The organism is Microbulbifer maximicatervae (SeqCode), from assembly GCF_052467305.1.
Genome location: NZ_CP174306.1, coordinates 2,770,190 through 2,795,640, shown reverse-complemented (window position 1 = coordinate 2,795,640; position 25,451 = coordinate 2,770,190). Strand labels below are relative to the sequence as shown.

Here is a 25,451-nt window from a genome sequence, read left to right as displayed (position 1 = left end):
TAGTCGTTGTTCTTCGTCGATTCCTACCAACACTTCTTCCGCCCGCTGACCGGTAAATACCGCGAACAGGTGGTTGAGTGCTTGCGTCTTTTGTATGAGCGTCTGTACACCGCCAAGGCTGACTACGGTGAGTCTTTGCTGCGGGAGCAGATTCTGGAAATTTTTGCCGAGGCCCTGACCCGCGCGCCGCAGCTCGATAGCGAGGATGGAGTGCAGGACCCCGAGGGCCGCTTCCGCAACCTGCGCGATCAGGCCGTCTGGGTACTGAACAGCCTGGTGGAGTTCGGTTGGCTGGAGAAGCAGGTAGACAGCGCCACGCTCACCGCCACCTATCCGTTTAGCCGCCGGGGCCGCCTTTTCACTCAGCCGCTAGTGGAAGTGAATGGCACCCGCGTGCGCACCCGCCACCGCAATACCCGCAACACCTTAAATGCCCTGGAAGCCTTTGCCAGCCGAGGTGAAATACACGACTTGATCGATGCCTGGGAATACTCCGAGCGTATCGTGGCGGATTTCACTGATATGATCGCCGAGCTGGAAGAGCGCAAGCGGGAAATGGTGCGGGAAGTGGAGGCTCAATTGTTGGTGCAGCAGGCCACCGATGAGTTTTTCTCCTTTATGGAGAGCCGCTTCCAACCGGACCTGGCTATCCGTCTGTCTGCGGACAGCGTAGAAAAACATCGCGATTCCATCAACCGGGTGATTGACTGCATTCGCCGCAAGGAGGATATGCAGAAAGCGGAGTGGGAGAAGCGCCTGCGCCAACTGCTGCCGGAGTTGATGCAACCGGGCCACTCCCTGCTGTGGCTGATGCTCGATACCATCGAAGACCGCATGCGCCGCGCCTGTGAGGTGAAGTTGCCCGCTTTGCGCCGCGCACTACAGGGCTTTACCAAGCGTGCGGATATTATTATCCGCCAGCTCAGCTACCTGCACAGCCAGGCCGAAGGTGAATTTGCCGACCTGTGCCAGCGCCTCGGTGAAAGCCAGCAAAAAACACAAATTCTCGAGCAGCTGGGTGAACAGTTAGGTGGCTTCCAGCTGCGCCTGTTTGACCCCAAACAAACCCAGCTGTGGCAGCGCAATCGCCGCCAACCGGTAAATACCCGGGTCGAAGATGAAACTCCCATCGGTGAAGAGAACCGCCGCGAGATCGAGCTGCAACAGCTGCTCGACCAGGCGTTTAATTTCAACAACAGTAACCTGCGCGATTATCTGAGTGATGCCCTCGGCACCGGCCGCCAGATCAACAGCCGCAACCTGCCATTGCGCGATGCGCGTGACCTGCTCGCTATGAGCCATGTGATCGAAGCGGCGGCGGTGAACCAGAGCGGAGCCGCCGACCTGCAGGTGAAATTTACCGGTGAAATCGCCAGCAATGACTATTTCACCGAATTTGACGAATATATTCTGGAGCTGAAAAACAGTGATTGAACAGGCTTTGGAAGAGGCCCTGGCACAGTGTCGCCTGAACCGCAGCGAATTTTCCGAGCTGCTGGTGCGCCTGTTGGATTACGGCGTTATCTGCCGGGATGAAAGCGTAATTGAAACCACCCTTTACGATCGGTTTCAGCGCTGTGAGCAGCTGGTGCGCGAGTGGTTGGCCCCGCTGGGGTTGCGTTTGCAGCACGACAGCCGTTTCCAGTTTATTCGCGTGTATCCACCCGGCGCCGAAGTGCCGGGTCTGCCGGATCAGGAAGAGCCGCACCACGGCGGCTTCCGCGCCCGCCTCAGCCAACAGGAAGTGGCAGCGATTCTCGCCCTGCGCGTGGAATACGATAAAGCGCTGCGGGAAGGGCAGGTGGATGAGAGCGGCTGTGCCGCGCTATCGATGGAAGCCCTGGAACTGGGCATGCGCAACCTGCTGAAAATGTCCCTGCCAGATAAGCACGCCGAGCGTAAAAACCTGCTGAAGAAATTGCGCCAGCTGCGTTTGGTGCAGTTCAGCAGTGAAGAAGTGGAGACCAGTGCGGAAGTCTGGCTGCGCGTGCGCCCGACCATCGCTCACTTTGTCAGCGAGTCGGTATTGCACCAGCTGATCGACAGCGAAGTCCCGCCCGCAGTGGAGAGCGGGACCACTCAAGCTGATGAAATTGATCAGGCTGAAGAAGCAGAAGAAGAGCAAGCGCTCGAACGCATCACTCCAGAAGTCGAAGATAACAGCCTGTTCGAGAGTGAAGCCGCTTCCTAGTTGAAAATAGAGGCCGCACTAGCGGCTATAAAAAATCGAAAACATTCGACCGCCCGGGTTTGCGTAAATCGCGCCCGGGAGCCTCGGAGAAGGGTGTCGGCTTCCCGCCTGCAAAAAAGACCCTGCTTTTGAAAAGACCGTTTTTTTGAAAAGACTATGTTCCTAAAAAAACTGATCCTGATTAACTGGGGCAATATCCCGCAGTTGGAATATGATTTCGGCCCGATCAACCTGTTTTCCGGTGGCAACGGTTCCGGTAAAACCACGGCGGCCGATGCTATCCAGACATTGATGACAGCCGCCCACGACACCCTGTTTACTTTTAACCCGGGGCAGGATGAAACCACCCAGCGCGGGCGCGGTGGCAAGCAGGTGCGGACGCTAGCTTCCTATGTACTGGGTTGTGACGACGGTAGTTATGCCCGTGTCGAGCCCACCGACTGTTACATCGCCGGTATTTTCCATCCCACCAGCGGTGAAGACGATGCTGAGCCTTTTACCGCAGTGATGGGGATTCGCGCGCACCTGGATAACAGCAGTAAACCCGCCCAGGCCCGCCAAAGTGATTTGCGCTTTTTCGTATTCCCCGGCGAACAGTTGGTGATGGGGGATTTTGTCCGGGATTACACCGATGGCAAACACCTGCTGCCGCTGGATAAATTCAATCAGGTCCTGAGCAAGCAGTTCGAAAAAGTCGAGCAATACGACAAGAAAAAGGCCTACCTGCGCCGCCTTTACGGTGCCCTGCGCGGACGCCGCGATGCGGTCTCCGATCGCGAGGCCATGCACGCAGCGCGCACTTTTGCCAATTTTATGGCCTATAAGCCGGTAAAAAGCATCAACGATTTTGTCGCCCAGGAAGTGTTGGAAAAACGCGATCTGGGTGATGCCATCCGCTCCGTATCCGAGCTGATGAAAACCATTCACAGCATGGAGCAGGAAGCCCGCCAGATTGTGGAGCGGGTCAGTTCCCTGGAGGTCATCGCCCAGTCGGTAGGGCTCTACCGGGAGCAGTGGTTGCAGTTGCGGGTGCAGGAATATTTGTGCGCACGCCACCGCCAGCAGCGGGTACAAAAGAGTTATCTGAGCGGCAAGAACGACCAGAAAAAACTGCGCAGTGATCTGGATAACAACGAGCGCGAAGTGCGTGTCGCCTCCGAACGCGTCGAGCAACTCAATGGTCAGCTGGTAGAGCTTCAAGCCCAGCGCCTGGGTATCGATGCGCTGCGCAATAAGGACGAACTGGAACAGCGCATTAACAATGCCCTGAGCCTACTGTCCCAGCAGCACACCCCCATGTCTGCCGAAGAGGCCCGCTGGCGCGAGAACCGTGAGGCCGCCGAAGAATTATTAAACCTGCTCAACTCCACCTCCGCCGAGCTGGAAATTCCCGCCTTCGCCGATAAGGCACTGGTGCAGGCGATCAAGCAGGTAGCCCGCGAGGAAGACCTGCCGGATTTGCACAAGTTGCTGGGCAAGGACTGGATCGATCTGGCCGCACTGGAGCCACTGCGCGAGCGTGCCGCCAGCAGTGAGGCCCTACAGAACCGCCTCTTCGACCTGCTGGATAGCAGTGGTAAAGCTGGCGCCAGTGATGAGGTTTCCCCCAAAGAGCAGATTGCCCAGCAGGCCTCCCGCTGGGAGCAAAAAGTGCAGCAACTGCAAAAGCAGCTGCGCACCCAAGAGAGTCGCATTCAGCATCTCCAGGCCAATCGCGTGCGCTACCCCCAATCGGTAGAAGTGGCCCTGGCCGCAATTCGCGAGCAGTGCCCGGAGGCGGAGCCCCGCGTCCTGTGTGATTATGTGGAAGTGCTGGATGAGCGCTGGCAGATGGCGATTGAAGGCTATCTGGGCGGCGCGCGCTTCTCAATTATCGTGGAGCCGGAACACGAGGCCCGCGCGATTCGTATCGTGCGAGGCCTGCCCGGGCGCAACAACCGCGCCCGTGTGATCCAGGGGGACAAAGCCCGCCGCGATGCGGAGCGCCTGGATACGCCGTCGGGCTCCATTATCGAACTGATGGAGTTCACCCATAAAACTGCCGAGCACTATTTGCGCGCCTCTTACGGTGCCGTGGTTCAGGTGGAGGATGAACACGAGCTGCGGGGCACCCGCCGGGGCCTGACTGCCGACGGTATGGCCAGTGGCAACTACAGCATGTGGCGCTGCGATATGGACGATGCCGAGCTGGTATTCGGCCAGGGCGCCCGTGCTCGCGCACTGGCGGCGCAGCAGCGCGCTATGGAGCAGTTGCTGGAAGAGGCCGCCCACGTCAACGAGCGCCACCAGCTCTACCGTCGCGTTACCAACGCGGTGCGCGGACTGGCGAATATCAAACTGTTGTCCATTGTGGATACCGCCCTGGCGGCCCAGCGAGAATGGCGCAGTGCCGAGCGCGCCCTGGAAAACCTGGACCTGAAGGACTTCGAGCAGTTCGAGCAGCAGGTCGATGAACTCAAGGCCCAGCTCAAAGATCAGCAAAAGCAGCTGTCGGACCTCCAGCGCAAGCATGGCTCTCTGGAGACCAAGCTAAGAAGCAACGAAAAACTCTTATACGCGCTGTCTGGCGAGCTGGAATCCCTGGACGATGCCGCCAGTGACAGCGAGGAAATGGTAAGGCGTATTACCGCCATCGATCCGACTTTTGATGCCGAGCAAGTGCTGGTTACTGCCGACGAGCAGGTAGAGCGCGCAGCAGACAACTTCGACTTCTCAGCGGATATCGAAAGTTGGCAGGGACAGCTGGAGAAATACAGTCGCCAGTTGGATCGCGCGGTGATGGAGTACAACGCCACCTGTGCCAGCGTCGATACCCTGGTATTTGAGCCAGACTTGAGTGGCGGCCATAAAGACAACCTGTTCAAGTTGATCAGCGGTCTCGGCGATCAGGTAGAGACCCTGCGCAACCGCCTGAAGAACAACCTGCTGGTGGAGCGCCACGATCAATTGCTGGGATTGAAAAAATCCTTTAACACCACTTTTGTAACCCACTTGTGCCACGCTATTTACCAGTCCATTAACGATGGTAAGCGCGTGTTGGATGATCTGAACAAAGAGCTGGAACACCACCGCTTTGGCGCCGACCGCGAGCGCTTCCGTTTTGACTACCAGTGGGTGGCGGAATTCAAGGAGTACTGGAGCTTCTTTAAGGCGGTAATTGAACTGCCGAATCTGGGTGAAGAGCAGAGCCTGTTCGACACGGACTTGGCGCCCAAGCACCGCAAGGTGCGGGATCGCCTGTTGAGTATGCTGCTGAGTGAAGACGAGCAGGTAGCGCGGCGCGAGCTGGATCGGATCAGCGACTATCGCAACTACCGCAGCTATGAGATCTATAAGGAACCGGAAGGCAAGGAGCCGATTGCGCTCAGCCAGTACGGCACCGGTTCCGGCGGTCAGCTGGAAACGCCGGCTTATATTATCCGCTCCGCAGCGGTCACTTCGGCCTTCCGCTTTGGTGAAAGCGGAAGCCATTTGCAAATGGTGCTGGTGGATGAGGCCTTCTCCAAAATGGATGAGTCCCGCTCCAAGGAAGTGATCCGTTACCTGACTGAAACCCTGGGGCTACAGCTGCTGTTTATTATGCCCAGCAGTAAATCCGGGCCTTTTATGGACCTGATCTCGAATCAGTTTGTATTCAGCAAGTGCCCCAGTGCCAAGCCCATCGGCCAGCTGAATACCCGAGTGTATGTTGATCGCAAGGTGTGCAACCAGGAGCGTATCGCCGAACTCTGGGCCAACCACCGCCGCACGATTCGCCAACAGGCATCGCTGGATTTTATGGACCTGGTAGAAGTAGAGGGATAGGTATTTTCGGGGGAAACCCCTCCATTGGCAGGGAGGCAACCGATGGAAAAGACATTGCCCTATTGGGTAGAGGAAAACCCGCTGTTAATCGGCATCCTGAATTTTATTCTGGATCGGCGGGACAGCCAGCTGGAACGCGGCAAGGAAGCCCGCATTAGTTTCAGGCTGGATTTGCGCGCTGGCAGTAAGCGCTGGCTGGAAGTGTTGGAGCCCCTCAGGGACCCCGATCAAGACGAGCAGGAGCTGTGGAATGAATTGCAGCACTTTGCGCGGGAATATCAGTGTTTTACGGTAAAACCGAATCCGAAAAGGCGGCCGGGTATTGCCGAGTGGCAAGGGGCCCAATTGATTTTTCGGGATGCCAGCGAGGAACAGCTGCGCCTGTGGCTCAATCGCCCATCCCCCACCGTTCGCCAATCCGCCTGGACCAGCCTGCTGGAGCCCTATGTCGATCGCTTTGAAAATCCCTCTGCTTTTCCCCTCGAAGGCTTGGAGCTCCAACCGGGGTTTGATTCCGTCGAAGAAATTATCGCTTGCTGGGTGTCCGTCGGCAAAGAGCTGATCTTTGCCGATGAAATTTCCTGGCGACAATTAGCCGCGCGCTGCTTTAAAGGGGATTCCAAATACCTGGAATTACCCAGCCGTCAATCTCTGGTGCGCAATCTCTATCCTGACCTGAGCCGTAAAATTCAGGAGCGCCAGCTTTTACTTCACGCCTACCTGCCCAGGCAATTTGAGCAGGTCATTTTTATCGAAAACCAGGACACTTTTATTAGCCTGGCGGAGCTGCAACCCAGTCGTGCAGCACTGGTTTATAGCGAGGGCTACCAGGGAGGCGCAGAAAGGATTCGCAATGGGGAGAGGGTTCGCTTCAGCACTATTAATGTGGTTAGTGAAAATATCCGGCAGCAATTCCTAAGCTGGTGGCACGATGGGGAGTCCCGAACGGTTCCAACATTTTTCTGGGGGGATCTGGACTATGAAGGATTGCGGATTGCCGCAGCGCTGAGAAAGAGCTTTCCCGACTTGCAGTGCTGGCGCCCGGGCTACGATCTGTTACTGCATTTTCTGCGCACGGGAAAAGCCCATGCTCCAGAGCAGGCGGAAAAGGTGGGGCAAAAGCTGGTGCAAGCGATTGGTTGCCAATATGCAGATAGCACTCTGCTGCCAGCAATTTCAGACAGCAATCGCTATGTGGATCAGGAGGCGGTTGAGATTGGGGAGCTGGCTGGGACATTAGTGTGAATATGTCGCTATCCGATAAATTTTAATTGTTCGTTTTTATGGAATGGTGACTATCAAGGCGTCGGCGGGCGTTTGAACTTGTTTTTTATGCGCAATTTCTCGGAAGATAGAAAAAATATGCTGTAAAAATGCCCCTCAGAATAACAAGTGCAGTTTCCGGAGTTTGCTATGCGTCAGTTTTCCATCCTGGTCATTTTTGCGTTGGCCTTTGGCGGCGCCGCTGTGATGTACGAAAAGGAAAGCCGTAAAGTAAAAGGCGTGTTGACCCAGATTACTGAACTTCAAGCGCAGATGGGTGATTTACAGGCGGAGATCAACCGCCTGAATAGTGAATTGGAAGCCGTGAAGCTTGCGGAGCGCCGCCGCCCTAATCTCAGTGCTATGGCCAACCGCATTCGCCGCGAAGGTAGCGGCAACTCCGCACAAGTTGCGCCCAAGCCAAAAGTGGAAGACCGCTTTGAAAAGTCGCGCAACCTGATGCAGTCAGACGTTACCAGCGCGCCGCCAGCTATCCAATCGAACACTCGTAGCAACAATGATGAAAGCGAGTGGTCTCGCCCAACTGTAGATGCCGATGAGTATCGCGGTGAGACCGGTGAAGAACCTGCAGTAGTCGACCCCTACCAGTAATTTTGCACGCAGCATATTGATTCCCTCGCCAAAGCCCGCAAAATACCTGCCTCCCGCAGGATACTGTTTTGCGGGTTTGCCAGTTTTAGCTGACACGATTTGAAATTATAAGTGGGCAAGGGGCGTTAGGTATGTCGCTGAACAAGTTTTACACCACCTTAAATGGGCAGTTGGAAGGATTGCTTTCTGCGGAGCGCGACTGGCTGGCCAACACCGCCAATGCCAGTGCGCTGTTGTTTATGGAGCTGGAGGATATCAACTGGGCCGGCTTCTATTTCCTCTACGGTGATGAATTGCGTTTGGGGCCCTTCCAGGGCAAGCCCGCCTGTACCCGGATTCCTGTGGGCGCTGGTGTTTGCGGCACTGCTGTTTCGACCGGTGAATCCCAATTGGTAGACGATGTGCATCAGTTCCCCGGCCACATCGCTTGCGATGCCGTGTCGGCCTCAGAGGTGGTGGTGCCACTGTATGATGACGCGGGTCGTTGCCTGGGAGTGCTGGATATCGATAGCCCCAGTGTGGCGCGCTTTAGCGCGGAAGACCTGGCGGGCCTACAGGAATTTGCCCGGGTATTGCTCAAGTCCTCAGACCTCCCGGCGAGCTGATGGCGCTGCTTTGGCAAAAGCAGGTTGACGACACCTGTTACCAGGTGCGCAACCATGGCGCCAGTGTGCGCCTCTACAGCAACGGGGTTTTCCACTCTCAGTGGAATCCCCGCGATCCGCTCAAAGGCTCCCTTTGGGAGTTATTGCTGCTACCGGCATTTTTCCTCCCTGAAGAGCGCTTGAATTCGGTATTGGTACTCGGCGTCGGTGGTGGTGCCCTGATTCGCCTTTTGCAGGCGTTCACCTCCGCTAAGCGTATTGTCGGCGTAGATTTGGACCCGGTGCACCTGGATATTGCCCGTCGCTTCTTTGGCGTGCGTGATGTCGAGCTGGTGTGTGCTGATGCCTGTGACTTTGTACGCGACCACTTGAAGCGACCCTCTCACAGCACTTTCGACCTGGTGATCGACGACTTATTTGGGCACTGCGACGGCGTAGCGCAGCGAGCGGTACCCGCTGATAAATTCTGGTGCTCCAGCCTGATGCGCCTGCTTCATAAAGATGGCGTGCTGGTCAGCAACTTTGGGGATAGGCCCGAGCTACAGAACAGCGCTTGGCGCGACAAAGCTATGCGCGATCGACTCGGCGGTGCCTGGATGGCCTATATGCCCCAGTACGAGAATCATATCCTGGCAGTGAGCAGAAGAACTCTGCGCAAAGGTGAGCTGGCGGCCAGGGCCCCAGAAAAGATCAATCCCGCCAACCCCAATCGGCGCCTGGATTTCCGCATGAGCCAGCTTCGCTGATCCCGACAACCCCCACAGAGGCTGGCCCCTAAAATCCCTGTCACTTTAATAGTGATATTCATTGGCGCCCTTTGTCACCTCGTGACTATACTCAAGGTGAGCGAAGTGTTCTGCCGGGATCGATTGATGCGGTACAAAACTGTTGAGGAAGTGATTCAGGAAGGAAGGGATTTTCATGCCAAGTTGGCGCTGCAGTACGAAGAGTATGAGCAGCTTGCCACCAATGAACGGGTCGAGTTGCTGCTGGATCAGCTGCGACGACGGGAAGATTCCATGAAGCACTCACTGGAAAATTTCCATGCAGACCTGCCCCCTGGAGCCCTGCATACCTGGGTGCAGTTTGCCCCGGAAGGGCGAGAGAAAGAATTTTTGCAGCGCTTGCGCGGCATTGATATTGAAGACTTGGAACAGATTGCCAAGTTGGCCATGGATATCGAGATCTACCTGGCCGATCAATATCGGGATCTTGCCCAGGGCGCTGAAACCCCATCGGCACGGGATGCATTCGAACGATTGCGACAACTCGAAGAGTTGGAAGAGCATACGCTGTCGATGAACTTATTTAATTTGCGTGATTACTAGCCTTTAATCCTGTTTCCAGGCGACTGCTGCCGGTCTGCGCCCCCAGCTCTTAGGGGCGCAGTCGGTATACGCAAAATCCTTGCTCTTTGGTGATCAAATCCACCTGGGAAAAATAGCGGGGCCCTTTTTTCGCCAGGGGAATAAATTCATTCACCACAAAAATCGCAGCGCCGGAATCTCGGAGAATCCGTGCACTCTGTTGCAGAAAGCGATCGGTCAAATCCCCCTCCACCTGAAAGCCCTGGTGGAAAGGTGGGTTGCACAGCACCAGATCGGCGATTTCACTCTCCAGCTCAGAGCCAGCATCAGAGGGCACAACGATGCCTTCGACTCCCTGTTCGGTAAAATTCTTGCGGCAGGCCAATAGAGCAGCGGCGTTATTATCCGTAGCGGTAAAATGATATTTACCCAGAGCGGCTAATTGCATACTCAGGTAGCCATAACCACAACCGAGATCAACAATACGAGAACCGTCCTGTGGCAACTCCGTCGTTAATTGCTGGGCGAGTAGGGCACTGCCTTTATCGATTTTGTTCCAGCCGAACAATCCCGGCTTGGAGTAGAGGTCGCCAAGCTCGAGCAGCTTTTGTAACTGGGCATACTGAAGCTCACCGATTGGATTGCCGGTGTCCTCGTGAGCGACAACATTACTGCTCAGGTAGTCGTTGCCGTTTTTTTGCAAGTGCTTGGCAGTGCCCAGGCGCTCGGCTACTTTCGCAGCGTAGCTTTTGATTCCGCTTTGCTTTTCACCCAGCAGAACCAACTCGCCACCTTCACCGAGGAAGTGGGGTGCACAATCAATAATATGGTGAACTACGGCCTTCTCTTTCGAAACGGTGTAAACAATACGGCGGTATTTGCGGTCCAGTTCTTCAAAGTGGAAATCGTTGAAGAAGCTCCGCTTCACCGTATTTTCGGCGAGTTCGGCAATATCCCAGCGGTTACTGATTAAATCTCCGGCAAAATGAAACCCCTCCTGGTGTAAGAGGGGTTTGCTGTTTTCATCGGCGATCCACAGTGTTTCCTCTGGGGCCTGGATAAGTTCCTGATGTAGAAGGGCTGACATATCTTTTTTTAATTGATAGAGGCAATTTCTTCAGGGGTCAGGAGGCGGTAATCACCTTCCTGAAGTTCTTCATCCAAGATGATTTCGCCGATCTTTTCCCGGTGCAACTCCAATACCTTGTTGCCCAGGGCCGCAAACATACGCTTCACCTGATGATAGCGCCCCTCACCGATGGTGATGCGCACTTCGTTGGCAAAGAGGATCTCCAGCTTGGCAGGCTTGGTTCTCTTCTTTTCATTATTGAGCCAGACACCCTTGGCAAGCTTGGCCACGGCATCTTCCTCAATTTTCTCGGCCAACAGAGCGTAGTAGGTCTTGTCGCAATGGTGGTTGGGGGAGGTCACCTTGTGGGACCACTGGCCGTCATCGGTAAGCAGCACCAGGCCGGTGGTATCAATATCCAGACGCCCGGCAATATGCAGCTTTTCCTTGTTAGGCTCATCAATCAGGTCCAGCACCGTAGGGTGCTCGCCATCTTTGGTGGCACTGACATAGCCCAGGGGCTTGTTCAACATAATGTAGCGGGGCCCCGGCTCGTGCAGGGGCTCATCATCCAGGCACAACTCATCACTGACTTGTATTTTGGTGGCCGCATTGGTGACCACCTCACCATTGACGGTAATGCGCCCCGCCCAGGCGGCGCGCTTTACATCAGTGCGGGAGAGGTCGGTGACCTGGCTGACCGCTTTATCCAGACGAATCAGGTTAGCCAATTTTACGTTCACCGGAATCGACAGATTGATAGATCAGGGTATTGATGGTCATGGGACCAACGCCACCGGGTACCGGGGTGTAAGCTGCAGCGCGTTCGGTCAGTGGGCCCAGCTCGATATCGCCGACACCGCCGGGGTGGTAACCGGCATCCACAACCACAGCGCCATCCTTAATCCACTCGGCCTTGATAAACTCAGGCTTGCCCACGGCGCCCACTACGATATCGGCGCGGCGGATATGCTCGGCCAGGTCTTGGGTGCGGGAGTGGCAGATAGTCACGGTGGCATTGGCATTCAACAACATGGCCGCCATCGGCTTACCCAAAATGGGGCTGCGACCCACAACCACAGCGTGCTTGCCTTCCAATTCAATATTGTAGGCCTCCAACAGGCGCATAATTCCTTTAGGAGTCGCGCAGCCGTAAGCCTCTTCTCCCATTGCCATACGGCCAAAGCCCAGGCAGGTTACACCGTCTACATCTTTTTCCAGGCTGATCGCATCAAAACAAGCGCGCTCATCGATCTGCGCCGGTACCGGGTGCTGGAGTAAAATGCCGTGGACGTTGGGGTTGGAGTTGAGTTCTTCGATCTTGGCGAGCAGCTGCTCAGTGGTGGTGGAGGAGGGCAGTTCCACCTGGAGGGAGTCCATGCCAATTCGGCGGCAGGCATTGCCCTTCATCTTTACGTAAGTGGCGGAGGCGGGGTCATCACCTACCAGAATGGTCGCCAGGATTGGCGTTTGGCCACCACTCTTTTCCTTTAGTACGGCTACCCGAGCCGAGAGTTCCTCTTCAGTTTTCTGTGCCAGGGCCTTGCCGTCCAGAACCAGTGCAGACATAGATACTATCTCTAACAGTAAAAAATCGATGGCTAATAGACCGGAATCTGCTTCAGCACCTACTTTATATAGAAGGGCGGAAGCAGGCGATTTTTAAAAACGCTTACTTTTTATCCGGTCGGATTCGCGAAGTGCGCCATTTTCGCACAGGTTGGAAATAATTTCGCCACTTCTGGGCCCAGATAGGCAAAAGGATAAACTTCTTTAAAAATAATAGCTTAGAAGCGTTGACATGGGCCGGGGGTATCATTACTATGCACGCACTTCGCAGCTACAGCGACTTACACAACCACCTACGGGGCGGTTAACAGGGTCAAAGAGGTGCGAATGATTGGAAAAACGGGGCATAGCGCAGTCTGGTAGCGCGCCTGCTTTGGGAGCAGGATGTCGGGGGTTCGAATCCCTCTGCCCCGACCAATTTTCCGGGTTCACCTTGCGCCCGTAGCTCAGCTGGATAGAGCATCCGCCTTCTAAGCGGATGGTCGCAGGTTCGAGTCCTGCCGGGCGTGCCATCTTCACAAGATGGTGCTGGTTTGGCAAAAAGGACTTAGTCTGAAGCCAGATTGGCTGCAAGAGGTATCCGGCAATCAGTACTGCCACAAGGTGCTGAAGTATATCACTTTTATGGTGGCCGTAGCTCAGTTGGTAGAGCACAGGATTGTGGCTCCTGAGGTCGCGGGTTCGATCCCCGTCGGCCACCCCAGATTCTTCCTTGTTTATCAAGGACTTAAAACCCCGCCGAGTGCGGGGTTTTTTAGTTTTGGGCCTTTGAGGGGTAATTCGAAGGGGTAATTTTTACCACAATCGATTTTTTCAGCTTGCCTGTTTGGATATATATCCAGTGTCTTTGTGTCTGACTCTGTTCTCCAGTGTATCTTTTCGCTTGTTTGTGATGGGGGCTTTGTAAGTAGAAAATGCCGCCGTTACTAGGAGTAATGCTTCTGGCGACTGAAAAAACTCTGTGATGGAGTCCTGAATGAAAGATCAAGAAATATATTCTGAGATTGCGAAATTGCTGTATTGCGAAGCGCCAGATGTTTCGAGCGAAATCCATGCTCTTGCTTTGCATGTTGAAAACTCTTCCTTTATCTCTGCGTGGACTGGAGAGTTGAAATCTTTTGATGGATCGTTCAGTTTATCGGTGGAAGCGCTTAGAAAGATTACTAGCAGCGTGAATGAGCTAAAAGAATATTATCTAGAGGAAAATATGGGAGGCTGGAATATTGCACATTTTATTGCGCTGCCTTCCAGTAAAAGATTTGAGCTTGAGTTTGACTATTGCGAAGAGCTGGAAAAGGATGAAATATCTTTCTCGGAGTATGCCGGAAGGCTTAAAAAGTCTTCAAGAATTCACCCAAAATAGTTTTTGAACGGTCAAATCCATTCTTTTGTGTGGAGCAGGGCTTCACACACCTTTCAGCTAAGATTTCTATCTGGTGTCTGTTGATGAGTCTTGTTTGCCCTTAATCCTCGCCTTGTTAAGAGAAACAACTTTATCAGCGGTGTGGTTGTAGCGCTCCATCATGCTGCGAGTCTTGTGTCCGCTGAATTCCTGTTTGTCGCCTTCGAAATCTGAGATGCCTTTAATCTTTAAATCATGAAACCGGAAGCGGGCGGGTAGGGCACCGGCCTCATTGGCAGCTCTTTGCTCTCTGCTCCAGGTAGTGTTGAATCCATCTCGGGTGAAGCGCTGACCAGTTCGGCCGCGAATCAGATACATGCTTTGTGACCTGGAGGTGGTGTTGCTTTTAAGTGCCAGCTCAACTGCGTCATGTAGTCGGTCCGTCCAGAGCTTCAATTGCTTCTTGCCGGTCTTTTGTTGGCAAATCAATAAACCTTCTTCGGTGATATCTTGCCGCTTCAATGCGAGAACATCTTGCTGGCGAGCGGCGCAAAGATAGGCAATCTCCATTGCGGCCGCGTGGGCAGTATGTCCCTTGGACTCTAGCCAGTTATAGAAAGCTAAATATTCGGAATCTTCGACATAGCGCCCGGCCTGCTTTTCCTTGATTGGCTTGACCGCCCTGGCTGGGTCTTCGATTGATACGAACCCGCGAGCCTTTCCCCAGCGAAAAATAATACTGAGAAATGTGCGCTCTCTGTTTGCTGCGGTAGGGTATTGCTGCCCGCGTGCATCCATATGCATTTGAATCACAGGTGATGTGATGGAGTCCGGAACTGCTTGACCAAAGACGGCCTCAATCATTTTGCTCAATGCTGCCGAAGTACTCTCTGATGCGCGCCTCAATGGTCATATTTTCTTCAGTTACAAAACCAATCTAGGGAAAGAGAATGGCTACTAATCTTGTGTGAGACGGGCGCATGCTGGATTACACCAACAGCACCAGTGCGAAGATTACCTCTGGTCAGGTTGTGCCAGTCGGTACGGTGCTGGGTGTGGCGATGGGTGATATCGCCGTGGGTGAGTCCGGTGTAGTTGGTGTTGATGGTGTATTTGCTGTGCCCAGCGTATCTGCCGCAGAGATTAATCAGGGTGAAACTCTCACTTGGGTGGTTGCTTCCAGATCGTTTGATAACAACGCAGCCACGGGAGATGTCGCCGGCGCAACGGCCTTTGCCGCTGAGGCTGCCGGCGCAGGCGCCGCCAACCTTGAGGGTAAATTCACCGGCGTACCGGGCACCGATAAATCCTAGGTGGACCATGGATCTGGACCAGAGAGTCGCAGAGCGCGCGTTCCGTAAATTGGGCAGAGCCGCTACCTACGATGAGTGTAGCGGGGGTGAGCCTATTGATTGCCGCGTGATCTTTGATAGGGGATTGATGACTTCGATGATGAGGAACGCGTGCGGGTGCCGCGTATTGAGTTGAGTCTGCTGGTGAGTGAGCTGGGGGCCTACAATTCAGAGTCGGTGATTACGCTTAGTGGGGTCGAGTATAAGGTGCGCAAGCGTTTGGGTGATGATGGGGTTGTTTGGCGGGCGTTGGTTTGGTGGATGGGTAGCTACAACCGGTAGATCTTCTGTTTTGAGCCATTCAAGAAATACTGGTTGTGCATGAGAAATGTACAGCTGTGCATTTGATGATAGGGGCTAATAACAGCTTCCCCTATTATTTTGTAGAATTAGTAGCTCATTGATATTTAAAAGGGTTTCCAAAGTGATAATAAACAGTGAAAATACTGAATTATAAAGAAACTTCTTTGAGTCAACTTTATTGTTTTGAATTTTAAGTATTTTTATGTTGGGGAGGAGAGAGTGGGTCGCTTCATTAAAACAGTCATGATTATGTTTTCGTTATTCGCAGTTATTGGTTGTAGTGTCCAACCAAAACAAATGTACTCAGGTGAAAGGCTTCCAGTACAAGAAGAGGTGGTTCTTGAAGGATGGTATTTGCCTTTTAACTCAGAACGAAAATATACCACGTCTGTACAAATCCTATCAGTTGATGGCAAGTCTACTTTTGATAATCTTAATTCTATGATGACAGTAGATACAACATATCCTATTAAGGTTTATTTGAAACCAGGAAAGCATAATGTAACTGTAAGATACTCAACAGGAATGGCATATAGTATTGCACATCTCTGGTTTGAAGGAGAAAAAGGCGGACATTACCGGATTGATGCTAGATCAGAAGGCTATTCAGCGAGCATAAGAATTGTAGATACAAAAAACAATAAGACTGTTGGAGGTGTACAGTGATATTTCAAAGTAAAAAGGAGTTATATTTGTGATGATTAGTTTTTTTAAGAGATTGTTTTTAGGGTTGTCTTTTTTATTTTTCTCCTTCGCATCACTTGCTTCTACGTTGTCTGAGATTCCCAAGCAAGTGTTTAGTAGTAGTAAAGTTACCAAAGAGCAGCATGACATTTTTTGGGCTGAACTCAATAAGGTATCAAAGAAGGATTCTGAGTTTTTTCTTCATTCTCTTAAGAAAACGATGATATTTGGCCAGGAGGTTCAGATTGCCACTTGGAAAGCGGTATCAAATGCCTATAAAAATAGGGACTCTAATGTTCCTGAAGAGTTGAAGATCTTAAATGGCGAATTGTTAGGTAGATTTAAAAGTGACCTTAAATGGCCAGAGGGATCGCCTGATTATAATTCAGCAGTAGAAAGGTTTGAACGTGGTGTACGACAAAGCATGGAAAGTACCAAACAGCTGCTGCTAGCAAGTGCAAATCATGGTTCTCTCAGTCGTCCTGATGGAACTGAGATTGAAATGACGCAAGAATTGATTGATCAAACCTTGTCTAGCTTAGAAGAAAGGTTCATAGCTGTGAATAAACTATTAGATTCTAGCTGGAAAGACTAGCTTTGTATTTTTAGTTTTTTATTCCTTGAGGTTAAATAAGTATCGTATGCAGTAAAGTATTGCTGAGTTATGGCGGTCATTAGCGTTGAATACAGCGCAGTAAGGAAATAGTACTCGCTATTGCTTACTCTCCTTTGGGTGTTTAGTGGCTGCGGCCTTTTTAAAGGGCTATAAGGTGATATAAAGAATTTTATTTTGGATTAATTGTTAGCTCGCTAGATTATTAAGTAAGTTTTTATGAAAAAGACATTTTTTACAGTATTATTAGTATCCTTATCATTCAATTCATACTCAAGTGATGAAAGTGTAATGGTTCGTGATAAGGCTATTAGAAACGCAATGTTTCAGAATGCTAAGATTCTTCTTTGCGAGAATAGCCAGTATTCCTCCTGTTATGGTGTCACCTCAAGTGAGTGTAAAAGAGAAGTGGAAGCTGTGCAGGAGATCTGCTTTCATAAAGCAAAAAATGTAGTCGGTATTATCGATTCTTCTGATAAGGCAAGACAGTTTGGTGAATTTCTTGGAGGCTGTATCCAAAAAGAGCAGATATTAAAACATCATTTTGATGATGCTTCCAAAGTAGCTGTTTGTTTAAATGGCGTGCAATTTTGATTTTGTTTTAATGGTCAATAAAAAATTGACACTAAAATTTTTGCATTTTTCATTATTCTTTGGGTGTTCAGTCGCTGCTGCCTTTTAAAGGCTTTTCAATGTTGTGAGGATTAGAGGAAATACTGAGCTATGTAAACATAGCTTGGATTAATTACTTTATTTTTGGGGGCTTGATGAAATATATAGTATTAGTTGTCTTTTCAGTTTTTTTAGCTTCCTGTGCGCATCCGCCATTGCAGGAAAATGTCCCGGGCGGGGCTCAGGTGCTTTTTCGAAACGCTTCAGTAGGTTATATGAACGCTATGACTTACGATGATGCCAGTAACTGTGAGAACCCAAGAACTATTGGGAAGATTTTTGAACCGGGTGATTCTCGTAAGCACGCTTTGCCTTCCGAAGAGGTGGTAACTATCTCTGTAGGAGCTTGGGGTTTGCCCGCTAAAGGAGGGCACGTAGCTTGGTGCGACGCTCTTTTCTTCTCTGTTAAATTAGAGGCAGAGGAGGAATATACCGTAGAATTTAGGCAAGATTCGCAAAATCGCTGTGGATTACTTGTTACACAAAATGCAACAGGGAAGCCGCAAGAAATGGTTTTAAGGTCTGGTGAGGGGGCACTATTTCCGGGAGTGGCCGCAGAAAAGATATCATGTACTGTAGATCCGAGAATTTATTCTCTGTAAAGCCGGTATCCAAAAAAATTGCGAAATAGTACTTCTCATTTGAACTTCAGGAGGTCAACAAAAACATAGTTTGTACAAAACTTGCTACCGTCGATAGATATCTAAAACCCGCACCAGCGGGTTTTTTATGCTTAAAATTCCTGGAGCAATCCCCAATGACCCAACGCATCACAATCCGCGATGCCGTACAAAGTAAGCTACAGACCCTATCTAGCTACACATTCCCACCTCCAGATACCACAGAAGAAATTGACTCCAAGAAACTGCCAGCGATTGTTGTGGGCTTTGCAGTTGAGAACACCGAACACGAAATGTATGGCGGTACCGAGCGGCAGCTTGATCTGACGGTTACTGCGGTGGTGAAAACTAGCGGCGATGTGTATGCGGCGTTAGACCAATCAAGCAGCGGTGGATATTGAAAGCGTCTTGCAGGATGCTTCTCTGGAGGGCATCTGTGATTTGTTCCTGCTTAGCAAAACTGAGTTTGCGCTGGACCAGGATCACCCATTAGGTGAGGTATGTTTGACGTATAGCGCCGAGTATTCCACTGAACCCACAGACTTTTAACGAAACAATCCGATGAGGTTATGACTATGGCACAAGGTTATAAAACTAAGGTTTATTGCAGTGATGATGGCAGTTTTTATTCTCAAGTAGCGGGCATGTTGGATCTTGAGCCCGGTGAAGAGTCTCGTGGTTCTGTTGATATGACTCCTATTGATGGCACCAGTGGCTATATAGACTATGACCCTTCGGGCTTGCGTGATGCCTGAGAGGTCTCTATTACCTTGATCTGGAAAGAGAGCGACAGCGGCCAAAAGGCTCTGCGCTCAAATTACGAGTCTCATAACCAAGTCCGCCCACCTCGTGGAAATCGTTTTCGCGAATACGGTGGATACCTAGTTCTGGATAAACCAGGGCCACATAAATTACCTGGGCACCTATCACCGCGATAATTTGCATGCGGCCGAAAGGCGTTTTCAGGATTACTACGAGAGTATGCCGAAGGCTGCTTGATGGGTGTGTGATTGGTTTTTGGTTGCTTGAAAATTGCTTGGGGGGCATGACATGAAATTCGAAAGTGCTAGACAAGCGTGGCACGACGCCTTTGATAGCTCCACCGCTGCATTTGATTATGAGGCCATGGGCGGTAGAAGTACGGTTACCTCATCTGGGAGAGGGCGAAAAGTTGTAATTCGCGGAGAGGTGCAGGGCAGGGCCAACCAAGTCATTTGCCGGGTTGCAGCCCCAATACTAGTTGCGAAAGAAACCCCCGGAGCCAAGGACAGCGGCAACCGAATCATGGATGCCTGTGAAAAAGGATTAATCCAAGATGCAGTCGCAAAGTTGAGAGAGTGTGATCGGTTGGCATACTGCTGGGGCATGGCTGCCTACGCCCCGCCAGCCTCAAGAGTCAAAGAGCGAGCGGCCCTATTGCGGTACTTGATGAGAGAGTTCGACAAATGGCAGGAACCGCACCCGCGAGAAAAGGTTAGCCAGCTGGCGCTATTTTGTATTAATGCGTGTGCACTGCGCGATGTAAATGGCCGATTAATAGACCTGGGCCAAGCGCGGATAATTTTAGGGTGTGACAAAAAGCGGTGGGATAGGGAGTGGGTAAAAATATGGAAACGTTTGCAACGGCGTTTGGACCCTCTACCCGCAAGAGCTTTAGGGCCTGTTTCTGAGTTGGTGCAAGAGTACCGCATTAGATTTAAAAAGGCTTGTTGACAGCTTTATCCTGAGTAGGTATAAATTCCCCAGTATGCGGTTTTTCCGCTTTGCAGAATAAAACCGGTCTCTGAGCCGGTTTTTTATTTCTATAGCCAGAGTGATGATTTCTATTTGATTTATTTTGATGGACGTCGGTAGGCTATTGAGTGCTGGGTAGAAATTTCTGTAGAAGTAGATCAAATCAATTCTTAAGATGAATACTATGCTTGCTAAGTGACATCTAAGTGATTGGAAAAATAATTTATTGGATGAATAAAAAATTATTATGAAATATATAGTCTTAATGTTCACCATTTTGTTGGCAGCAGGCTGTACAGTATCAAATAATAAGACGTCGTTAAAAGATGAACCCTCCTCGAGATTATCTTTACCTTCCAAGACGGTGGTTGTTGAGGTCCGACTTGCAAGAGGTAATCCAATGGCTCCTGAAGAGAGTTCAGAAGTTTCAGAGATTGCAGAAGATATCTCGGAGAACCCTGAAGAAAGCTCAGAAATTCCAGAAAATATCTCTAAAGTTAATGGGGAGCTAGAAGAGTGTATGAGCTTGCTTGTAAATAGGGTGGAAAAGTTTGCCGTAGATCTTGATAGTGTGAGCATGAGTGACCTCGTCTATGGATTAAGAGATGGCGAATCCCCTGGAGTAGCGAGTATTCTCAGAAGATTTTTCAAAGAGGGTATTGAAGAAGTGGTGTACGTAAGCTTGGATGATTTTGGTGCAATGCACTCCAATGGCCTTGTTCCAATACCCAACGTAGAAAATCAGTTAGTAGCAACGCACTTTATTGGAGTTAGAACTGCGAGAGGAAATTTTCAAGGTATTCAATACCTTCCTGCCGGCCAATCATCTGAGGGTTGTTATATTTTTAACCCGGTTCTATAGGTAAGTAATTTTTGTGGCCGCAAATATCTTCTCTAAATGTGATTTGTATATTGGGTTTTAGGCGGAGTGGTAGGACTTTTTATAACTTGCTGACTTTAATTCTTTAGCTCAACATAATTTTTATATGATGCAGTTGCTAAGCTGAGATAAAGTGATCCGTTGACTTACTGCTGAGGCATGGCCGCCTACGCCCTGCCAGTCTCAAGAGTCAAAGAGCGAGCAATACTACTGAAATACTTGATGAGTGAATTCGACAAATGGCAGGAACCGCACCCGCGAGAAAAGGTTAGCCAGCTGGCGCTATTTTGTATTAATGTGTGTGCACTGCGCGATGTGAATGGTCGATTAATAGATCTGGGTCAAGCGCGGACAATTTTAGGGTGTGATAAAAAGCGTTGGGACAGGTAGTGGGTGAAGATTTGGAAACGTTTGCAACGGCGTTTGGGCCCTCTACCCGCAAGAGCTTTAGGGCCTACTTCTGAGATTGTGCAGGAGTACAGAGGTCGGTTTAAAGCCGCTTGTTGACAGCTTTGTCCTGAGGGGGTATAAATTTCCTAGCATGCAATTTTTCTGCTTTGCAGAATAAAGCCGGCCTCTGAGCCGGTTTTTTTGTGCCTGAGCGTACGTATGTTCTATCTGTGAGGTTTATGCCGAGACGAGCCAGCTTGGTTTTGCCTCTTCTAAATTTAGTTATTTTAATCGTAGAAAGGTAAGCGTTTTTATTTGAAAACGTCAAATGAAGTATAAAATGGAATTCCAGCTATGTACCGCCATCTAAAATATAAAAAATGGATTGAAATACTCTCTCTTATTCTATTCTTCACTGGGATTCAGGGGTGTGTATCTGTTGGAGAAATGGAGAAGAAAGCTTTCGAGCAGGCATTATCTGCAAAAACAAGAGTGGAAAGCTCCTCAAGTCCAAAGTTAACCTTTAAAGACTTAGAGTATAGAACTCTATCTAATGGCAGACTAAAGGTTGAGTTAGCTCCAAACTTATCTCCTATTGTCAGTTTTCCAACAGGAAACAGCTACACTCTTCCAATAAAGCTTCCAGATAGGCCCCAAGAAGAAAGTTTGATTGTGCGGTCAGAAATGTCCAATGCGGGTCGGAACAGAATACCTACAGTATTTGTCCCTTACATACAATTTCTAGATAAAGATAAAAACCCAGTCGAAGGTAGTGTAGAGATCCCTCTCTGTTTTTATCGCGGAGATACTGCACAGGATGTTGGTTATTTTGGTCGGATAGAAGCTTTTCCAAGGAGTGCAAAATATGCCGTCATATTTACTGATGTTAGTAAAGTTGGTGAGACGGTATCTTACGGAAGCTCTGCAACAACGACATCAGGGGCTTCTATGCTTCCTGTGACTATGAGTGTTACTTATAATTTCCCTCAAAGTCCGGAGGGGCATCTGGACGTTTGGTTTATGAATAAAGAAAATACAAAGCGTCAACAATATACAAGTTTAATGAGATGTAAAGCAGCTTATTAATATTTTTTGCAAGTGTTGTTATGAAAAATGTAATTTATGAAAAGCTCTTCATTCTGGTTTATTTTGTTCTTTTGTCAGGTTGCTCCATACCAGCTTATAAGCCTAATCCGGGGACTCCAATAGCTACTTTGGAGTTGATGTCTGGGTCAAGATCTGTAGGCGTTTATGCTTTTTCCAATACTGATTGTGATAAATTAGACCGGGGTTCTTTACTTGCGAACATTTCAGCAAGGCCTTTTACAAGTCCCGATATAGAAAAGGTTAAAATTGAAGCAGGGAAAGAGTTTGTTTTTTCCTTCAGTGAGTTACTTGATCATGGAATATCAGTGACAAGATGCACCGTTACTGTTCAGTTCTCCCCCTTAGAAGGAGAGCGCTATCATGCTGCTTTTGCTGGATGGCCTGTTGAACCGTGCGTGGTGGAAATGTATACAGTCCATGTGGATGATGATGGTTCAGATTATTATGAGGTAATGAATGACTTCACTATAAGAGATAAATCGTGCCCTGCTCCACTTCCTTGGTAGTACTCAATTGTATTGATTGGCTTGTCTATATTTTCTATTTGAGTTGAGTATATGTTTTTTTTGCGACTCCAATGAGCTGTTGACAGTTTTGTCCTGAGTAGGTATAAATTTCCCAGCATGCGGTTTTTCCGCTTTGCAATAAGCCCGGCTCCTCCAGCCGGGTTTTTTCGTTTCTGACTTTCTATTTTTCATTGCTCCATTATCTGTACTTGGCGGCGTTTTTGTGGGCGCCATTTTTTTGCTTAAATCTTGAGGATTTATGTTTCATAACGACTATTTCACAGAGTTGGAGTTGGCCTGTCGTTGTTGTGGTAAAAATCATTTTAAAGATGAAACGCTAATGCGCTTGATTAGAGTCAGAGAGCGATTTGGCAAGCCAATGATTATCAATTCCGGTTATCGTTGCCTAGCACATAATACTCAGTTAAATGCCACTATGACCCACGCCACTGGACAAGCTGTTGATGTTCAGGTAGCTGTAGGGCGAGCCTATCGGTTAATCCAAGTTGCTCAGGAGTTAGGGTTTACTGGTATAGGAGTAAAGCAAAAAGGCCCAATAGGAAAGCGATTCCTTCATCTGGATGACCTTGAGTCAATACCCGGCGAGCGCACCCGCCCCACCGTCTGGAGCTATTAACTGATCAAGATCCGAAAAATGGGTATTAAGTGGGAGGTGAAAAAGTAACCGCCAAGATTGAGGGAGTGTCGTGAGGGGGCAGTCAATGTAGGAAAGCCTAAGGCAATTAGTACGGTTGGGTAGAAAATGTGACTAAAAACGGACTCTATAATGTTTAGCGGCTTTCATTACTAGAAGTATTCGCATAACTCGTTGATATTATTTGCAATCTTAGGTAGCTTCGCGCACGTTAAGTGTGCTGGTAGTGGTCATGGGGCCGCTATATAAACTTCAGTCTAAATCTTGGGGATCTCAACAGGTGCAACCATCTCAATCAGTAATAATTCTTCTCCTAGTGGCAAATTTAGTTGCAACCGTATGGTTTGGCCTCAATGAGAGGACGGCTCCAGTACAAACTCAAGCAGAAAAAATAGCAGAGCACGAGCTACCATTGTTTATAGACTCTAAGGTCCGAGTGCATATATATAATGAATTCGTCAAAGCATTTAATGCTGGTGATAATGATGCCTTATATGACATGTTCGGCCCTGCAGCAAAAGCCCAATTTACAAGAGAGAGTGCAGAAACTGAGTTCCAGAGATTAACCAAAATTTTCAATTCTGTTGAGAGTGGTGCTTTCACCCACTCTCAACTAGCCGGAACAGAGGGGAATACAAGTTTCTACGTTTTGCATTATGCAGTTAAGTTTCCTGAAGAGAGTGAGTTTGGTACATCAGGGACACTGAAAGTGACTATTGCCATTCAGGGAAGTGAGTACCAAATATATGGCATCATGATTAATGCAGGTAGTGCTTAAATAAGCCAGCCAGATACTCAATCATATAAACCGGCCGCTGAGCCGGTTTTTTTGTACCTAAAAAAACCTTAATCAGGAGCTACTTGTGATTTCAGCGATATCCAACCTGCTTGGTAAGGTCATCGATAAAGCTCTCCCAGACAAGACGGAAGCCAACCGCCTAAAAGCTCAGGTTGATTCACAGCTGATTTCAATGGACTTGGAAGAGCTAAAGGCAGCAACCAAGGTAATCACGGTAGAAGCCTCGGGGGAGTCATGGCTACAGAGAAACTGGCGGCCAGTAACAATGCTCACATTTGTCGGGCTGATTGTATTTCACTGGCTGGGATGGACAGCTCCAAACTTAAGCGAGGATCAAACTCTAGCACTGCTGGAAATAGTAAAAATCGGCCTCGGTGGTTACGTCGTGGGGCGCAGCGCTGAAAAAGCGATGAAGGCTTGGAAGCAGTCATGACACTTCACGATACCCTAAGAGAATTAGCAGATAAGGCTGGCTATATGACTGCCATTGGTGCTGGAACTCTCGCTGGTTGGCTCGCGGATAACTGGTTAGGCTTTGCTGGAGTGCTGATAGCTGCGGCGGGCTTGATGGTTAATTGGTATTACAACCACAAGCGCTTGAAGCTGCAAGAGCAGCAGGGCGGGGACGATGGACGTTAGTGTAAAACTCGATACCTCAAAGTTTGATCGAGCAGCTGCTGAACTGAAGAAGCAATTACCTTATGCCAGTTCGGTTACCCTAAATAACGTGGCTTTTCGTATACGTGGAGAAGAGCGCGCAGCAATTGGGCGCATCTTTGCAAATCCAGCGAAGCTGACACTGAACTCTGTACTGGTGAAGAAAGCTACTAAGCGCTCAGGTGTTGCGAAGATCTTTATCCGTGATCAAGCAACCAACGGCACAGCACCGAGTAAATATTTGGCACCGTCGATTATCGATGTAAAGCGCAACGACAAGAGATTTGAACGTGCCCTGCGGCATTTAGGTGTACTGCCTGCGGGTATGTATGCCGTGCATGGAAAAGCGGCAAGGCTAAACCGGCATGGGAATATCTCGGTCGCTACCTATAAAAAGATTCTGGCAGAACTCCGTGCTGGTTCAGGTATCAAGAAGGGCGGGGCAAATAGTACTCAAGGGCTTACAGGCAAGCACTTTGTAGGAAAGGTAAACGGAGTGTTGGGTGTCTGGAAAAGGGCCGGGGGTAAGCGACGTCCTACAGTAAAGCCCATTCTTATTTTCCTAAAGGGAAAACCAGACTACCGCAAGCGCTTTCCTTTCTTTCGGATTGCTGACGGCATAGCACGTAGGCATTTGCCGTTAGAACTCGATAAGGCCATGGACCATGCGATTGCGACCGCAAAGAGGCGCTGAATGGGTCCTCCTGAGTGGGGGTA

At 49.9% G+C, this 25,451-nt stretch carries 32 protein-coding genes and 3 tRNA genes; 30 read left to right on the top strand and 5 right to left on the bottom strand.

From position 1 onward, the window contains the following. Positions 1-6 precede the first annotated feature (6 nt). From ACJJI4_RS12310 to ACJJI4_RS12275, 8 genes are all read left to right on the top strand, one after another. Entirely contained in the window at positions 7-1,434 is a 1,428-nt protein-coding gene (locus tag ACJJI4_RS12310) for a Wadjet anti-phage system protein JetA family protein (RefSeq protein ID WP_444925330.1), read from the top strand. After that, the gene (locus ACJJI4_RS12305; RefSeq protein WP_444925329.1) at positions 1,427-2,191 is read left to right on the top strand and encodes a DUF4194 domain-containing protein; all 765 of its coding nucleotides are present in this window, start codon (positions 1,427-1,429) and stop codon (positions 2,189-2,191) included. The genes ACJJI4_RS12310 and ACJJI4_RS12305 overlap by 8 nt, the downstream gene beginning before the upstream one ends. Positions 2,192-2,347: 156 nt before the next feature. After that, entirely contained in the window at positions 2,348-5,995 is a 3,648-nt protein-coding gene (locus ACJJI4_RS12300) for an ATP-binding protein (RefSeq protein WP_444925328.1), read from the top strand. Positions 5,996-6,037: 42 nt separating this feature from the next. After that, entirely contained in the window at positions 6,038-7,240 is a 1,203-nt protein-coding gene (locus tag ACJJI4_RS12295; protein ID WP_282932195.1) for a Wadjet anti-phage system protein JetD domain-containing protein, read from the top strand. A 168-nt stretch (positions 7,241-7,408) separates the two neighbouring features. Then, the gene (locus ACJJI4_RS12290) at positions 7,409-7,870 is read left to right on the top strand and encodes a hypothetical protein (protein WP_108735279.1); all 462 of its coding nucleotides are present in this window, start codon (positions 7,409-7,411) and stop codon (positions 7,868-7,870) included. Positions 7,871-8,001: 131 nt separating this feature from the next. After that, entirely contained in the window at positions 8,002-8,475 is a 474-nt protein-coding gene (gene msrC, locus ACJJI4_RS12285; protein WP_444925327.1) for a free L-methionine (R)-S-oxide reductase MsrC, read from the top strand. Then, positions 8,475-9,221 carry a spermidine synthase gene (locus ACJJI4_RS12280; RefSeq protein WP_444925326.1) on the top strand — a complete coding sequence of 249 codons (747 nt, stop codon included), beginning with the start codon at positions 8,475-8,477 and terminating at the stop codon, positions 9,219-9,221. Before msrC ends, ACJJI4_RS12280 begins: the two co-directional genes overlap by 1 nt. Positions 9,222-9,347: 126 nt before the next feature. Next, on the top strand, positions 9,348-9,803 hold the full coding sequence (locus tag ACJJI4_RS12275; RefSeq protein WP_282932198.1) for a hypothetical protein: 456 nt from the start codon (positions 9,348-9,350) through the stop codon (positions 9,801-9,803). A 49-nt stretch (positions 9,804-9,852) separates the two neighbouring features. Here ACJJI4_RS12275 and ACJJI4_RS12270 read toward each other — a convergent pair whose 3' ends face one another. From ACJJI4_RS12270 to folD, 3 genes are read right to left on the bottom strand one after another with little or no spacing between them, the layout of a single operon-like run. Further along, complete coding sequence (locus ACJJI4_RS12270; RefSeq protein WP_444925325.1) at positions 9,853-10,869, bottom strand: class I SAM-dependent methyltransferase; 1,017 nt, start codon at positions 10,867-10,869, stop codon at positions 9,853-9,855. Between the two features lie 8 nt (positions 10,870-10,877). Next, positions 10,878-11,594, bottom strand: a complete 717-nt coding sequence (gene rsuA, locus ACJJI4_RS12265; RefSeq protein WP_444911082.1) for a 16S rRNA pseudouridine(516) synthase RsuA — start codon at positions 11,592-11,594, stop codon at positions 10,878-10,880. Then, positions 11,575-12,420 (bottom strand): bifunctional methylenetetrahydrofolate dehydrogenase/methenyltetrahydrofolate cyclohydrolase FolD, encoded by an 846-nt coding sequence (gene folD / locus ACJJI4_RS12260; protein ID WP_282932201.1) that lies wholly within the window; start codon positions 12,418-12,420, stop codon positions 11,575-11,577. The genes rsuA and folD overlap by 20 nt, the downstream gene beginning before the upstream one ends. Before the next feature lie 340 nt (positions 12,421-12,760). On the opposite strand from folD, the gene ACJJI4_RS12255 reads away from it, so the two are divergent. The 4 genes from ACJJI4_RS12255 to ACJJI4_RS12240 all read left to right on the top strand — a co-directional run bounded on the left by ACJJI4_RS12255 (position 12,761) and on the right by ACJJI4_RS12240 (position 13,783). Continuing rightward, positions 12,761-12,837: transfer RNA gene (locus tag ACJJI4_RS12255), tRNA-Pro, on the top strand. An 18-nt stretch (positions 12,838-12,855) separates the two neighbouring features. Next, positions 12,856-12,932 (top strand) — tRNA-Arg (locus tag ACJJI4_RS12250). A gap of 115 nt (positions 12,933-13,047) precedes the next feature. Next, positions 13,048-13,123 (top strand) — tRNA-His (locus ACJJI4_RS12245). Positions 13,124-13,396: 273 nt separating this feature from the next. Then, positions 13,397-13,783, top strand: coding sequence for a hypothetical protein (locus ACJJI4_RS12240; RefSeq protein WP_444925324.1), 387 nt, complete (start codon positions 13,397-13,399; stop codon positions 13,781-13,783). A gap of 66 nt (positions 13,784-13,849) precedes the next feature. Here the strand turns inward: ACJJI4_RS12240 and ACJJI4_RS12235 are convergent, their stop codons facing one another. Continuing rightward, positions 13,850-14,626 (bottom strand): tyrosine-type recombinase/integrase, encoded by a 777-nt coding sequence (locus tag ACJJI4_RS12235; RefSeq protein ID WP_444925323.1) that lies wholly within the window; start codon positions 14,624-14,626, stop codon positions 13,850-13,852. A 116-nt stretch (positions 14,627-14,742) separates the two neighbouring features. On the opposite strand from ACJJI4_RS12235, the gene ACJJI4_RS12230 reads away from it, so the two are divergent. The 8 genes from ACJJI4_RS12230 (at position 14,743) to ACJJI4_RS12195 (ending at position 18,761) form a co-directional block, all read left to right on the top strand. Continuing rightward, the gene (locus ACJJI4_RS12230) at positions 14,743-15,075 is read left to right on the top strand and encodes a DUF2190 family protein (protein WP_444925322.1); all 333 of its coding nucleotides are present in this window, start codon (positions 14,743-14,745) and stop codon (positions 15,073-15,075) included. Positions 15,076-15,231: 156 nt separating this feature from the next. Beyond that, positions 15,232-15,396 carry a hypothetical protein gene (locus ACJJI4_RS12225; protein WP_444925321.1) on the top strand — a complete coding sequence of 55 codons (165 nt, stop codon included), beginning with the start codon at positions 15,232-15,234 and terminating at the stop codon, positions 15,394-15,396. A gap of 240 nt (positions 15,397-15,636) precedes the next feature. After that, a complete protein-coding gene (locus tag ACJJI4_RS12220; protein WP_444925320.1) occupies positions 15,637-16,083 on the top strand; it encodes a hypothetical protein in 447 nt (148 codons plus the stop codon). A 28-nt stretch (positions 16,084-16,111) separates the two neighbouring features. After that, positions 16,112-16,696: a hypothetical protein gene (locus ACJJI4_RS12215; RefSeq protein ID WP_444925319.1), complete on the top strand. Its 585-nt coding sequence runs from the start codon at positions 16,112-16,114 to the stop codon at positions 16,694-16,696. Between the two features lie 237 nt (positions 16,697-16,933). Beyond that, positions 16,934-17,308 (top strand): hypothetical protein, encoded by a 375-nt coding sequence (locus ACJJI4_RS12210; RefSeq protein ID WP_444925318.1) that lies wholly within the window; start codon positions 16,934-16,936, stop codon positions 17,306-17,308. 173 nt (positions 17,309-17,481) lie between these two features. Further along, complete coding sequence (locus ACJJI4_RS12205; protein ID WP_444925317.1) at positions 17,482-17,988, top strand: hypothetical protein; 507 nt, start codon at positions 17,482-17,484, stop codon at positions 17,986-17,988. Between the two features lie 155 nt (positions 17,989-18,143). Further along, positions 18,144-18,407, top strand: coding sequence for a hypothetical protein (locus ACJJI4_RS12200; protein ID WP_444925316.1), 264 nt, complete (start codon positions 18,144-18,146; stop codon positions 18,405-18,407). Positions 18,408-18,581: 174 nt separating this feature from the next. Beyond that, a complete protein-coding gene (locus ACJJI4_RS12195; RefSeq protein WP_444925315.1) occupies positions 18,582-18,761 on the top strand; it encodes a hypothetical protein in 180 nt (59 codons plus the stop codon). A gap of 10 nt (positions 18,762-18,771) precedes the next feature. Here the strand turns inward: ACJJI4_RS12195 and ACJJI4_RS12190 are convergent, their stop codons facing one another. Beyond that, a complete protein-coding gene (locus ACJJI4_RS12190; RefSeq protein ID WP_444925314.1) occupies positions 18,772-18,951 on the bottom strand; it encodes a hypothetical protein in 180 nt (59 codons plus the stop codon). Between the two features lie 105 nt (positions 18,952-19,056). Between ACJJI4_RS12190 and ACJJI4_RS12185 the strand changes: the two genes are divergently transcribed. The 10 genes from ACJJI4_RS12185 to ACJJI4_RS12140 all read left to right on the top strand — a co-directional run bounded on the left by ACJJI4_RS12185 (position 19,057) and on the right by ACJJI4_RS12140 (position 25,428). Further along, positions 19,057-19,719, top strand: coding sequence for a hypothetical protein (locus ACJJI4_RS12185; RefSeq protein ID WP_444925313.1), 663 nt, complete (start codon positions 19,057-19,059; stop codon positions 19,717-19,719). Between the two features lie 268 nt (positions 19,720-19,987). Beyond that, positions 19,988-20,602: a hypothetical protein gene (locus ACJJI4_RS12180; RefSeq protein WP_444925312.1), complete on the top strand. Its 615-nt coding sequence runs from the start codon at positions 19,988-19,990 to the stop codon at positions 20,600-20,602. A 240-nt stretch (positions 20,603-20,842) separates the two neighbouring features. Beyond that, the gene (locus tag ACJJI4_RS12175) at positions 20,843-21,010 is read left to right on the top strand and encodes a hypothetical protein (RefSeq protein WP_444925311.1); all 168 of its coding nucleotides are present in this window, start codon (positions 20,843-20,845) and stop codon (positions 21,008-21,010) included. A 354-nt stretch (positions 21,011-21,364) separates the two neighbouring features. Further along, positions 21,365-22,096, top strand: a complete 732-nt coding sequence (locus tag ACJJI4_RS12170; RefSeq protein ID WP_444925310.1) for a hypothetical protein — start codon at positions 21,365-21,367, stop codon at positions 22,094-22,096. Between the two features lie 20 nt (positions 22,097-22,116). After that, entirely contained in the window at positions 22,117-22,623 is a 507-nt protein-coding gene (locus ACJJI4_RS12165; RefSeq protein ID WP_444925309.1) for a hypothetical protein, read from the top strand. 259 nt (positions 22,624-22,882) lie between these two features. After that, entirely contained in the window at positions 22,883-23,260 is a 378-nt protein-coding gene (locus ACJJI4_RS12160) for a D-Ala-D-Ala carboxypeptidase family metallohydrolase (RefSeq protein ID WP_413662502.1), read from the top strand. 298 nt (positions 23,261-23,558) lie between these two features. Next, positions 23,559-24,056 carry a hypothetical protein gene (locus tag ACJJI4_RS12155; protein ID WP_444925308.1) on the top strand — a complete coding sequence of 166 codons (498 nt, stop codon included), beginning with the start codon at positions 23,559-23,561 and terminating at the stop codon, positions 24,054-24,056. 85 nt (positions 24,057-24,141) lie between these two features. After that, positions 24,142-24,510 (top strand): 3TM-type holin, encoded by a 369-nt coding sequence (locus ACJJI4_RS12150; protein ID WP_444911063.1) that lies wholly within the window; start codon positions 24,142-24,144, stop codon positions 24,508-24,510. Beyond that, on the top strand, positions 24,507-24,716 hold the full coding sequence (locus ACJJI4_RS12145; protein ID WP_444925307.1) for an HP1 family phage holin: 210 nt from the start codon (positions 24,507-24,509) through the stop codon (positions 24,714-24,716). The genes ACJJI4_RS12150 and ACJJI4_RS12145 overlap by 4 nt, the downstream gene beginning before the upstream one ends. Further along, positions 24,706-25,428 carry a hypothetical protein gene (locus ACJJI4_RS12140; protein WP_444925306.1) on the top strand — a complete coding sequence of 241 codons (723 nt, stop codon included), beginning with the start codon at positions 24,706-24,708 and terminating at the stop codon, positions 25,426-25,428. Before ACJJI4_RS12145 ends, ACJJI4_RS12140 begins: the two co-directional genes overlap by 11 nt. The last annotated feature ends 23 nt before the right edge of the window (positions 25,429-25,451 follow it).